We start from the raw sequence: 12,923 nt of genomic DNA, 5'->3' as shown, positions 1-12,923 counted from the left end.
ATTACACCACTCTCATTTATTAGTAATCACGACCAAGCATGTGTTTCATCATATAATTTCTTCTTGCCTGCTCTCTTGTTTGCGATATTTGCTGTTGTTCTTCCTCATGGATTGTATCTTTCCCTACATATCGCTTTCCGACGTCAGGGATGGTTTTTGATCCTTTCACCTCTATAGCGTCATGCTCTGTCTTCTCCGATCCAACCGTTTTAGCGGATTCCATTTGAAAGACTTCTTCTATTTCGGTTTTGCGGTCATTTACAATCTCTTCTACTGGATTGAAATGAACTTCTCCATCTTCGATCTTCTGTTCCTCCATAAAACGAATAGGAGCAAGTCGTTTTTCTTCAACATCTTCATAGCCGATTGTTGTATAATAAGTATCTTTTCCCTCTAATTTTTCAGGACTTACCTCTTCTGCCACCACATAGCCATACCCCTCAAAGTGATAAGCCGATTCATCCTGCTGCAATGGTTTCCCTGTCGATTCACAGTAAATAACCATATCTTCATTTACTGGATAAAGCCCTTGATACTCCACATCACCATTCATAATTTCTTTGTGTGATTTAGTAATTGAATGATTGATATGATTAACAGCTTCAAATACAGAATGGTTAAAATCAAACTCAATGTCACTGTCTGCTACATATTCAGATAGGCACTCCACTTTCATATTTTGTTGTCTATCTGTTGAAACTTTCGCAATTGGCGTATCATAGAATTCTCCTTGAATAAGATCAGCTTCATAATACGGTTCAAGATAATCTGCAATTTGATTGAAGCTATCCATTTCTTTTTCCGTTCCACATCTATTTACAACAGATAGCATTTCCCCTAAACTCAAACCCATATCAGGATGAATTTCTTCGATTACTCGATTGTCTTCAGACAGTTGAATTTCGTAATTCTCCCAATGCTTGTCTAAATCAATACCTAATTTCTCATTAATCTCTAGAGCAGTTTTTTGCTGAATGCCTGTTACCACTTCATGGTTATCCATCATTTTTTCTCTTCTCCTTATTAGTTGAAATTTAAAATAAAAAAGAACACCTAGTAAAGTGTCCTCCTATCTCTCCATTTGTTGCATGTATGCCATACGTGCCATTCTTCTAGCTTCTTGCTGTTTTATAGTGGCTGCACCTTCATCTTTTTCCGTTTTATTAGATAAAAAATGGTCAACCTTCCCCTGTTGAATCTCACTAATTTCAGTAGTATTTACTGCTCTTAGTTTTTCAGGATCAGATTGACCTTTTGTTTGTTCATATTCATTTATTTCTTGCTGCAATGCTTGTTTAACTTCATCTGATAAATGTCTTTTTTCATTTAAAATTTGCTCATACGGAGACTTGTAACCACCATCACCTAAATCTAATCGATCCATCGTAATGACTTCCATTCGATTAAAATATTGATCCATTTCTTTTGGAAGAATTAAATGATAACGAGTTTTTTCAAAGGGAATGTATTCACCTTTCTCTTCTGCTTTTTTAGATTCAGCATCTATTTCCCCAATTCGTTTACTCATCATTGCATTCGCCTTACCAAAAGGAATTGCTTTATTTGTTTCCAAATCAGCTTCAGACCATTGTATAACAACCATAGGTTTCTTAATTTCATTATGATCTAGCGCAATAAAATTCTGTTGATTCTCTTTATTAAATCCCTCAATAAATTCTTTATCACTTAATTCTTGGGCATTTTGTACATCATTATAAAACTTACCCCTTTCTGCCCTACCACGTAAAGCACCTACAGTTACTATTTCCTCTTCAGTACTCGTTAAAGCGCCATAGCGCACTAAATATACATCCTTAACCTCGCCTTTACTTTGCTCCATAATCTTTTCCCTCTCCCTTTGTAATTCAGAAATCTTCTGATCAATTGTATTAATAAAGCCACTTGCTGTTTCATGAACACGCATGATTGATTTATCTTTCTCTTCTATATCCTGTCCATTTTTTGTCCATTGAGCGATATATGGAACAGCTGCTTCGCTCGTATCCATACCATAATGTTTACACACAATATAAGATGTTAGCTCCGCTTCAAACTCTTTTGTAGGGGCATGTTTGAGTGAAGCGACCTTATTACTGTGTAACTTCGCATGAGCTAATTCATGGATTGCAACAGATAATTCATTCGTCTCGGTGTTCCTTGTATTCATCACAATTTGAGCAAAAGATGAACCCGCTACTTGAACATATGCGCCATGTGTATTCCCTAATTCTTTAATCAATGCGCCCTGTCCCATATCTTTAATTTTAATATTTTCTTTCTCAGCCAGTGCATGGATACCAATCTTTAATAACTCTTTATTTTCTTCATTTACTTCAAAATCAAACTGACGATTAGGGAATATTTTAGGCAAATCCTCAGGTGTAGCATTTGTTTGCGAAATATCAAACGCTGTAGCTTTCAAGTAATAACTTGTTTTCTTTTCTACTTTTAATTCTCCGCTTTTCACCTGTTTCTTTTGTTCCTCTGTTAAATTCTTTAAGGGAATTGCTAAATTTGTTTTTGAATCTCTCACATATTCCTTTATGTAAGGATGAAAAACCCTCATTGCTTTTTCACCCTTATTCACATGAAATCCAGCATCTTTAAACGCTTTAAAATTCGCACATGCATACGCACTTTCAAATTGCGACCTAATCAACTGCATGTTTTTAGGAGAATAATTACTAAACTTCGCCATGAATTCAGCCAACTCGATCATATCTTCAGTGGATTCATAGTACTTCGTAATATCAGTAAGAACCTTGTCCATGATTTCTTGTGTTTCTTCTTTAATTTGCTCTTTTGTCTTAGGTGTATATTTCTTTTTGGTGTAAGTCATTCACAAATTGCCCCTCGTTCTTCATCATATTCAACGTATGGAAGACTTCCATGTTCTACTGCTCCATTTACAGATTGAACAAAGGCTGCCGCTTCTTCCTTAGAAACATTTACAATAACTTTCTTTTTAAACACATGCTTTTCAAGGTGAACCTCATTCTTTATTTGATCCACATGTACAATCATATATAAACTAGGTTGAGACATTTGATACACTACCTTTCTATTATTAAAGGGCTAATTTGAAGTATATTTTTTCGTAAGTTTGTTTTCCTTTGCCCCAAGTTATATTCCAATCCTCTAACGAACCCGAATAAACTTCCTTAAATTTTAGAATCGGATTATCCATTGAACCCACTATCACAATTCCAAATCCTTTATCATATGTAGAATCATCCTCATGTTTTTTCCACAACTCAAATTCTGTAATTTTATATTTTTTAGCAAAATCAATAACCGCTTCCAGTATCCAGTTTTCATTTTCTTCTTCAGATATCGGCTTCTCAAAATCCACCTCAAAACACTCACCATAATCATCATCTCTGATTAGAAAATGATTTTCTCCTTTCTTTATGTTCTCTTCTATAATGCTTCTATTTTCTTCGTTACGGCTAAATCTTGTACTTGAAACGATGGAATAATAAACTTTTTTCTCCACTTTAAATCCTCCCTTTAGATTAATAATCCATTTCTTGTTGTCGTGCAATTCTTTCCTGTACACGCTCATATTCTTGTTCTGCGCGCCATTTTGTTAAATCATCATTCAACGCTGCTTCAATATTTCGGACATCTTTTTTTCGAATTAATGGCGGTTGGTATTGAGAATATGTGGGGTGCTCTCTTCTTTTTTCTGACCGCCCCCTTTCATATTTATTTTTAATTTGCTCATTCTTTTGCTGAAACTGATACAACGGATTGTCCTCATATGGTTTCTTTTTCTTTAATTCTTTTAGTAAAGAATTACCCATACGCTTCTGCATATCTTTCATTTGATTCTTTGCGTAATCCTTATCTTCCCTTTCCGATTCCCCATATAAACCTTTTTGAAAGCTAGATTCTTTTTCTACAGCTTCCTTATATTCAGTGAAAATTGGATTGTCTTTCATCAACAATCCTGTTAGTTCATCAATCTTATTTCTTGTTTCATTCGGCATTCTTTTGCTGCCATATGTCCAATCTTTCTTGTTACTAGGTAACCCGTTGTATATATCTTGTAATAAAGCAACTTCCCTCCTTGGTTGTTTTTCTTTTGATTGTAGGAACTCACTTTTGATTTCTTGCACTAAGTTATTTCTTAGATTAGATATTCGACTCAGCTCACTTGTACGATCTACGAGAGAGTTAGCAAAAGTTGTTTTCATATGATCTAGTGTACTTTGTTTTCTTTTTCCTTTTGGTTCATAAAAAGTTTCCCCATCCACCTTAACTTCGACTAACTTTCTTCGATTCTCTTTTTCCACCGTTCCAAAATGAATGTGAATATGTTCTGTATTTCGATGAATAGATGCGAACCAAAAACCATTATTCTCTTCAATTTGTTCATCCTTGAATAACTGTTCCATCATCTTATGACTTGCATTTCGTATCCGATTTTCATCTAATATATCTGTTACAGGGTCGTATAATTTTTGTTCGATTAAAAAATCCGTATCGAATGAAATAACATCTTGATAATAAACCGATCCTTTATTTTGTGCTTTTCCCACCAGCTCTTTTATTTCATTTAAATCATTAGAGGTAATTACATTTTTATTTTTTGAGAAGACACCCGACAAAATTCCTTCTGCTTCTACCCCCTCCTTTTTGCCCTCCTTCATTTCTTCAGGAGACAAATCTTCTATATGTTTATTAAGCAATGACATTTCTTCTTCTTCCGTTTTGGTCATTTTCTTTTTGCTTTCTAACGCATATTTTCTCCCCATATAGCTAACATACTTTTCGAAATCATTTGTAGTATTAAAACTGTTTGGAGAAGTTAAGAGCACCTTTGCTTCTGCTTCTTTTTCAGATACACTCACTTTCTTTTGATTAGAATTAGGACTTTCTCTCTCCATATCAAAAGAGTCAATTGCGTTTTGCAATCGACTCAGTTCGGTTAGTTCTGTATTTGTTAATGTATGTCCATCTTTCAAAAGTGCTTTTTGTCTCATGCAATAATCTACATACGTTGTAAAACTCTTTTGGTTTGGAATGGTATATTGAGATGTTAATATGATACTTGGTGATTTTCCCATACATCATTCTCCTTCAAGTTATGTTAATTCTTTTCGTCTATGTTCAGGGATTTGTTCCCACTCAATTTCCTCATACATGGTCTGTCCTAATCTAGAAATTTCCTTATGTGGTTTACCTTTTTTCATGACAATTTGTACATCATCCGTAATCATCGGTAATGTTTTCTTTGCAAAAGACGGTGTTTTAACTTCTCTCTGTATGTGTTCCTGCTCTTGCATGTTTACTTCTATCGGTTCACGTTTAACAGTTCGAGAGAACTTACCTTCCGACTTCTTTGTGACAGCAGATGCAATTTCACTTTTAACTTCTCGCTGCAATTCTTCTAAACTTACATCGCTCCCTGATCGTGAGATAAGTTCCATGTTTAACTTAATTAATACATCCATTTGTTGTTTCATTTTATTAACAGATTGCGTTAAACCTTTCACTTCTTTTTTCAAAAGTGATACATCATCATGACCTTTTCCTTCTCTCATTTTTTCATCCAATAACACGATACCGTGCCGTAAGGCTTCCGCTTCAGTCGAATACTCTGGATACTGTTTCATGAAATCTTTAACTATATCTTTATGTATCCTATTCCCACGGAAGCGGAACATTTCTTCAAAACCTACTCTAGACATTCCTTTTACAACTCCTATTCTCTTTGTCCCATCAATCTAATGAATTCGTTTGTAACATCTATATACTCTTGTAACTTATTCTCTTGTCTTTCTAATGACACGGTAACATTGCCGACTGCTTCATCAAATTTATCTTGTTTAAACTGAAGCAAAGAATGTTCTACATCGTTTTGAATTAGATTTCTCAAATATTCTGCACGAGTATACTTCCTGTTCAATTTCACACTTATTAATTCACATCTCTTATCAATATCTTTTATATACCTACGATCAATACCCCTTAACAAGATGTCCATTTTTTTACGTCCTTTCTCTTTAATGCATACCTATTACAGTCGCATTTCCTCCTTTCTAGTTAAGCATTAAAGACAGTGATTGAAAGAGCATAAGGAAACCTAATCCCACTTTGAGGTCAAAGTGGGGAGATAGGCTGTGCCTATCAGGTTTCTAAAGCTTTTTAACTGGGACTTCAAAATCGCCCTTGTGGGTCGTTTTGTGTCCGTTTAAATCCTATTTGTGGGACGCTTCGTGCCCTTTGTAGCACGTTTTGTGTCCGTTTAAAATGCACCTTTTTATATAGTTTTTTTCTTCTCACTCAACAATTGAATTTTCTTTTCTTTCATTTTGATGTCTTCTCTTAACACATCAATTTCCTTTTGATGATTGTTAATGGTAGACTCATTTGAATTCATTGTGTTTTTTGTTTTCACTTTTTCGCCCTCTGTTTGGTACTCCATTTCTTTTGTTAATTGTTCATTTTTGATTTTTAATTGCTTCATAGCTGAAGCTTTATCATCAATTTTCTTCTCCATTTCTTTCGTTTCTTTTCTCAATCCCTATTGCGAAAATGCAAGATACTCTTTTTCATAGAAATCTTTCGATTCCTTTTTCAATTCTTTGTTAATCAGTTTTTCATTTTCTAAAACGTACATTTTCATGCTTCGTTCCTTTTGATCATCAACGTCCGTTTGCAATTGAGGATGAATATATTCAGGCTTCACAACTGAAGATACGACACCAAATTCTTCAGGAACATTTTCACTAATTACCACAAGGTAGTTATCACTTGCCCTATAAACCTTCGTTTTCACATTATCATCTTTTTGTTTAATATATTTATTCTCTAATTTGTATTTCATATTACTTAGAATTTGGGAGTTATTATCTGCCCTTAACTCATAATCAATTCGTAGCGTTTGATTGACTGGGTTGTATTCTTTCTTCGCAACTGAAATCTTCACCATGGAGGACAGACTTTGATATTCTCCTACTTTCATTTCTTCGAATTTGTATGTCGCTCCACTAAAAACAGGAGAAATACAAAGTACAAAAAACATTGTGACAAAGCTTCCTAAGGTAAATAAATACGCCTTCCTTTTTGTATTTGCAGGCTTTCTACCTTACTTACTCATTCCAAACTTAAAATTCATTTTGTTGTTTCTCCTTTCATATTTACTACGCTTACTTTTGCGTGAATGTTTTCAAGTTTATAATTTGTATACTTTTCTTTCCCATTAATACTAGACTGATATTCACGTACAATGAGCTATTCCACTTTTCCCCCGAAGTTATAATCAAACCATGTAATCGGAATTTCAATAAACTTATCTTTTCTAATACCCTTCTTTTTTCGTAAACTTAAAATTAAATACTTACCTTCTTTTACATAATTGTGATTGGCTTTTAGTTCACTCAAAAACATGATGTAACTCCTTCCTCTTAGATTTATTTGTTAAACAAAAAGCCCCATACTATTTAGTAAGGGGCTTTACTATTTCATCATTTTCTATTTATCGTTTCACTGGATACGGATTATAATCTACAATTTTAATTTCTTCTCCTTGTTTTTCTAATGTTATCTTTACAACACTTTTGATCGTTGTTTGTTTATTCTCTAAGCCCTTAATTGTGTACTCCACATCAAGCAACGCCGTACATTTTTTAGTAACATCACTAGTCGAATCAATATATACAGCCGCCTGATTGACATGTGACTTAAAGTTCGGGTCGCCTATCTGTATTAGGTGCTACTACATCCACTACCTTTTTGTCCGTTATTTTTCACAAGTTGTTTCGTCTTTCACCTTTATTTTGTACCGAGTAATCTAAATAAGCATGTACAAATTGATTCGCAATCTCTCGATATTTGTTTTGTAAATCTAACGTTGCATTGCCTTCTTTTTTATTTTCTTCCGCTGCACCCTCGTTTACTTTTTCATTTTTCTGTTCCAACTTTACTTTTAAATCTCCGATTTATTTCTCTTTTTCCGCTACAGTCACACGATATTCTCTATCCTTTTCATCAAATTCCTGCATTGTGTTATACGTCAATATTCCATTAAAAGCCAGTGATAAAGTTAAAGCTCCAATTAAAGTCTTTGATAGATTATTCATTTATTTTCCACTCCATTTCTTTTTTATCTTGGTACTCGTCTAATTCCTGCATAGTGTTGTTGCCAATAAGATGATGTGAATTGATGATATCCAACACCACTACTATTAGAGTCATACATTGTATTTGCATCAATATAAATCCCTACATGACTTACATGATTCGGCCCGCCATATGTACCTCTAAAGAAAATCAAATCACCTGCTTGTGCATTTTTCGGATCAACTTCTACAGTGAAATCGTATTGCGTTGCTGCCGATATAGGGATCGTAATACCTGCCGTTTTATACGCCCAATAGGTTAAACCGCTGCAATCAAATCCTTGCGAAGAACTCTTTCCACCCCACACATAAGGATTACCGTTATACTTCAGCACTTCATCCATCATGACCTTAAATGTTTCTGAACCATTTACAGGGGCTGTTACGTTATCAAAACTCAAATATTGTTTAACTTTTTCTGCATAAAAAAGTTACCACCATTATAAGCAACTGCAACAGGATCACTATATCCAGTTGTTTTACCATTTTTATTACCGCCAGCAGGTGCAACAACCATTTTAGAATAATAATCAGCTGTTTCCAAGGAATGTGTCCGACTATTTGTAGCTAACCATTTCACATAATAACGCCCAAAGTTATATCCTTGAACAATTGCTGATAAATCATTAATCCCTAATTTTTTCGCATCAGTAAATACACCCTTTAAATGCATGACGCCATAATAAATAGAATCCTTAGGATTAGAAATGGTATTCATATTCCAACCTTGCGATTCAGAAGATTGCATAATATCAGGTATTTTTTCTGAAATACCATTGCTCTCTATCATGATAATTCCTAATACATATGGCACAAATTCTGAGACACCTTGCGCTGCACAATTGTGTAATAATCTCTTGCCTTATCAAAACCACGAATGAAGCAATCTTTCGCAACCAATCCCTCTTCGATTTGTTTAAGTAGTGTTGATTTACCAGCACCCATCTTACCAAAGATAAAACCACTAAATGATGTTCTAGTACCTGTAGAAAAAAACGGGTCTAAAATAAATGCTCTACCTGTAGAAGTTTATCCTAGATAAATTCCTCTTGGGTCTTTTAAATCTTGATGATGAAACGGAATACCGAAACCAATATTTTTTGAAGGTAATGGATAACCACTTTTTACTCCCAAGTATTCTATTTGATCGTCATAGCTTGCAAAACAATGTTTGCCACTCTTCTTTTTGTTTAAAAACGTACAATTGCACCTTATAGTTCTGCCCCGCAATTTCTTTCTTAATATCTCCAATTCTTATCTCTAATTGTTCTAGCACTGGATCATATATGAAGATACGCAACTGTATGAGTTTAACAATTTCACCTTGCTGCGTAATAAAACGAGCAAAGTCAGTTGAATTTTGTAGTTCCCAATGTGCATCGTCACGATCAGTAGAACGACGTTCTGATGTCGTACGGTCTTTTAATTCAGTAATGGAACGGTTAATGTCTCTTACTACTTCTTCTTTATTTGCAGTCGCTATGTCTACACTTAAAATCGTATCTTTATTGTTCATAAGTGCCGTTAACCATAGCGGAGGAATATCTTTAGCTAAAGAGTACACATGTAAACACGCGACATAGCAATCTCCTGGCGGCTGTACCCTCTGAATAAAATTCAAATCATATCCTTCACATTCTTTACTAACTCTGTTTCATTTTTTGCATACACAACAATAAAGAACGCCAATTTCTTTAAATTCTTTTCTACCCACAGTACCCGATTTAAATTTTCAATAGCTAAACTATAGCGTTGATACCATAAGTGTTCTTCTTTCTTCTCTGACACATCATGACCCATTCTCCCTTGAAATCATAGCGCCATGCGCTTCCAGTACACCTGTTACTCTGTTGTTTCCGTAGAGTACGTTACAAAACCTTGAATGGCTCATGATACACACGACATAAACTAGTTAACTGATTCATAAATCGTTTTAAATCATCTTGGTTCATAGAAAGTAAGTCCGTTGTCTTTACCTTTAAATACACCTGTAAGTTATCTCTATGATTCACTAAGATTCACTAAGATTCCTGTTTTTTGTTCCAATCGTTTATAAGGCACAATATCAACAATTAATGCATCCGTATTTTTAAAAGAAGTAAAGATCGTTGAAATAAAACTTTTTTTCCATTACTTTTCTCTGACTCAATTTGTCTCTTTCGATTTACCTTTTTAGATTCACCTGTCGCAACTTTCATCTTTCCTTTCATTCCTATTTCTTTTTTGTTTCGCTGTTAATAGTATTCACTTCAATTGGATGATAGTTTGTATTAAACCTCATAACAGCACATAAAACATAATCCTTCCAAATCCTCCGACTGGAACAACCTTCGGCATGTAACTTGCTAGAACTATGCTTGCTCCATCAATGATATAAAAGAAGGCTAACTTAATTTCTTGCTTTGTATTTTTAGAAGTACGCTTCATTTCTTAACTGTATTCTTAATCTTCTGTTCCCCACATATAAACTAGCTTTTGTCTCATAAAGCTCATGTTTAAAATATATATAACTTCCCTTTAAAACTGTAATTGTATCCCCCACGGAAAGTACATACTCCGTAGGCTTTTTCTATTCAGCTAGTTTCATTTCCTCTGTATAGAAATCATTGGTTCTAAGTAATGGATCATGCTTCACATGTGTAATATAAGATAAAGCACCCTTCATGATTGAATAATAATTCTCTTTTTCAGTTTTAACATAAAGATAATAAGCATCCTCAGACAATACAGTCCCTTTTATCCCCTTACCATCTTTAAATATACAACCTATCTTTTCACCAATATCAAATACAAATGACGTTTTCTTATCCCCCTCGCTAAACTTAGGAGATCTTTCTTCAACAGTTGGAAACTCTTCATGCCTTATATATTTTACTTCAGAAAAATTAATTGTTACTTGATACGGAGCACCATTCCCCTCCACATCAAGAACACAATAATACTCTTCAATTATTGTAATTTTTCCCTTTAACAATTCATCATGATTAAGCAGCTTAACATCTACAGTAGCGCCCTCTACTATCACGATCTATAGGATAATTTTTACCCAAATCAAACACCATCCATATTCTAATTTTCTAGTGAACCCCTAAAATTTCACATACTATAATGAGTATATAACCCTAATAGTATAAGACTAAAACTCCAAGAATGAGAGAAACATAAACTAGTTAAGCCTGTAACCCTAGAGCTGCCTAACCGAACCATGTATCGTAGATATAATTATGTATTGGCAGAGTGGACAATTAAAAATTAACCAGCTGGTAACCCTTCCAATATGCCGTAAAGTGTTTCTTGATCCTCTACAGCGTTACTTGTTTTTGCTTGTCCAAGTACGTTACCCATTTGAGGGAATACCCCTTGTAAGTAGTTTAAATAGCTCTCTCTTCTTTTGCCGTTTTCTTTTAAAGCAAATGCGATTAGTATTCCAATTGTAGATAATCCTGTTTTTGCTGTTTTCCCTTTTCCTTCAACCGTTTTATAGATTTTTGTACTCTTTTTTAGAACCGTGTTTAATGTACTACGTGGAATGTTAAGCGCTTCGCACAGCTCTGATTGTGTAAAGTATAGCACAGGTTTATTATTTGAATTCATCGATAAGAAAGTAATAATGTCAGCTTCCCACTCGTGCCAATGACTACGCACACGATCCTTACGTTGTTTCTTATGTTTCTTCCAAAGTACAGAAGGCGCACGGAAAGCTGAAGCCTGTCCACCCACCCCATATGTTTGTAATAAGCGTTCTATGTAATCTTTATGTGCTGCCTGATATTTTCCAGAGTATGCAGACATCACAATCCCTCTAACTTCCGTATGCTCTAGCGGTTGCTCTAGGTTACTATTAAACTGATCCATTAAGTCCATTGTGTCTTTAATAGCGTACTGACTTTGGAAACACGCTAAAGAAAGGGTGAAAATCGCATTGTTTCGCCCTGCTTTCGTTTGTTTTGGAGATACATTTTTACAACTAATCACTTGTTTGAACCATAATTCATCCATTTGCTTCGGCTGCTCTACAGGAGCGTTTTTAGCAAAAGGACTCTCTATCACATTATGAAACTGTTCATTTCCCTTGTTGTCGTCTTGGCGCTTGCTCCACTCTTGTAATTCCTTGAATGTATACACATTTTCCTCAAAGAACATCACAACATTTTGAACTGAAGGCATTCTGAAGAACCCAAAGTGATTGCATGTTAAATCCACGTTTGGCAAACTCTCTGCAAACATTTCTCTTAGGTTTTGAGAGATACGTTTCGCTGATTTAATAGCTATGAAATTCTTGTTATTTGATACGTACACAGCTTGATCTAACACATAATACACTTGATAACCCTTCGTTGTTTCAAGAATCATAGTCGGTACGCCAAAACCTGCATTAAGTGCCACATCATTGATTGCAGTCATAGGGAATGACTTTGAATCAATATCAATAACAAAGCAGTTGATTTGTTGTAGGTTCTTTTCAGTATGCCCCACAATTGTACGAAGACCATTTTCACCATATGTACCAAAATTATATACATTAGGTGTCCAGTGTGAAGCCTGTCCAACATGATCTAGTACAGCTTCTTCAGATGATAATACTACGCCCCTAGTTCCGAACTTGGCGCTTAAATCTTCTTTCTTACGAGTAATAAAAATTGATCCTTTTTTATTCTTCTTACCATTTAACACTTTGCTTTCAAATTTCTCTTGATTTGCAATAGATACTAATCCAGCTTTAGAGTTTTTAGATTTATATTTTCGTAATCCTTTATGTAGTATTAATTCGATAGCTTTTTGTACTGTATTCAT

8 protein-coding genes and 8 pseudogenes are annotated in these 12,923 nt (G+C 34.5%); all 16 read right to left on the bottom strand.

Annotation, left to right across the window (positions count from 1 at the left end):
• Positions 1-19 precede the first annotated feature (19 nt).
• Positions 20-1,006, bottom strand: a complete 987-nt coding sequence (locus NSQ69_RS27210) for a hypothetical protein (RefSeq protein ID WP_341099928.1) — start codon at positions 1,004-1,006, stop codon at positions 20-22.
• Positions 1,007-1,069: 63 nt separating this feature from the next.
• Positions 1,070-2,839, bottom strand: coding sequence for an LPD25 domain-containing protein (locus NSQ69_RS27205; protein WP_341099927.1), 1,770 nt, complete (start codon positions 2,837-2,839; stop codon positions 1,070-1,072).
• Positions 2,836-3,045, bottom strand: a complete 210-nt coding sequence (locus NSQ69_RS27200) for a DUF5511 family protein (protein WP_341099926.1) — start codon at positions 3,043-3,045, stop codon at positions 2,836-2,838. Before NSQ69_RS27200 ends, NSQ69_RS27205 begins: the two co-directional genes overlap by 4 nt.
• A 22-nt stretch (positions 3,046-3,067) precedes the next feature.
• Positions 3,068-3,496, bottom strand: a complete 429-nt coding sequence (locus tag NSQ69_RS27195) for a DUF5514 family protein (protein ID WP_341099925.1) — start codon at positions 3,494-3,496, stop codon at positions 3,068-3,070.
• A gap of 19 nt (positions 3,497-3,515) precedes the next feature.
• Positions 3,516-5,072, bottom strand: coding sequence for a MobP2 family relaxase (mobP2, locus tag NSQ69_RS27190; RefSeq protein ID WP_341099924.1), 1,557 nt, complete (start codon positions 5,070-5,072; stop codon positions 3,516-3,518).
• A gap of 18 nt (positions 5,073-5,090) precedes the next feature.
• Positions 5,091-5,696: a hypothetical protein gene (locus tag NSQ69_RS27185; RefSeq protein ID WP_341099922.1), complete on the bottom strand. Its 606-nt coding sequence runs from the start codon at positions 5,694-5,696 to the stop codon at positions 5,091-5,093.
• A 14-nt stretch (positions 5,697-5,710) separates the two neighbouring features.
• A complete protein-coding gene (locus NSQ69_RS27180) occupies positions 5,711-5,992 on the bottom strand; it encodes a hypothetical protein (protein WP_341099921.1) in 282 nt (93 codons plus the stop codon).
• 276 nt (positions 5,993-6,268) lie between these two features.
• Positions 6,269-7,126 (bottom strand): annotated as a pseudogene (locus tag NSQ69_RS27175) (hypothetical protein).
• Positions 7,123-7,398: pseudogene (locus NSQ69_RS27170) on the bottom strand (DUF5513 family protein). The pseudogenes NSQ69_RS27175 and NSQ69_RS27170 overlap by 4 nt, the downstream one beginning before the upstream one ends.
• A gap of 88 nt (positions 7,399-7,486) precedes the next feature.
• A pseudogene (locus NSQ69_RS27165) lies at positions 7,487-8,090 on the bottom strand (hypothetical protein).
• 23 nt (positions 8,091-8,113) lie between these two features.
• Positions 8,114-8,970 (bottom strand): annotated as a pseudogene (locus tag NSQ69_RS27160) (C40 family peptidase); the annotation flags it as partial.
• Positions 8,958-9,750: pseudogene (locus tag NSQ69_RS27155) on the bottom strand (VirB4 family type IV secretion system protein); the annotation flags it as partial. The pseudogenes NSQ69_RS27155 and NSQ69_RS27160, both read right to left, overlap by 13 nt.
• 2 nt (positions 9,751-9,752) lie before the next feature.
• A pseudogene (locus tag NSQ69_RS27150) lies at positions 9,753-10,327 on the bottom strand (hypothetical protein); the annotation flags it as partial.
• A 14-nt stretch (positions 10,328-10,341) separates the two neighbouring features.
• Positions 10,342-10,556, bottom strand: a pseudogene (locus NSQ69_RS27145) (hypothetical protein).
• Positions 10,540-11,179, bottom strand: a pseudogene (locus NSQ69_RS27140) (hypothetical protein). Before NSQ69_RS27140 ends, NSQ69_RS27145 begins: the two co-directional pseudogenes overlap by 17 nt.
• A gap of 202 nt (positions 11,180-11,381) precedes the next feature.
• Positions 11,382-12,923, bottom strand: a 1,542-nt coding sequence (locus NSQ69_RS27135; RefSeq protein WP_341099920.1) for a primase C-terminal domain-containing protein, incomplete at its 5' end; no start/stop codon positions are given.

The organism is Bacillus sp. FSL R10-2201, from assembly GCF_038008665.1.
In the GTDB taxonomy this organism is placed as follows: Bacteria; Bacillota; Bacilli; order Bacillales; family Bacillaceae_G; genus Bacillus_A; species Bacillus_A mycoides.
The sequence above is the reverse complement of the archived record's forward strand: the minus strand, read 5'-3'. Positions and strand labels throughout refer to the sequence as shown.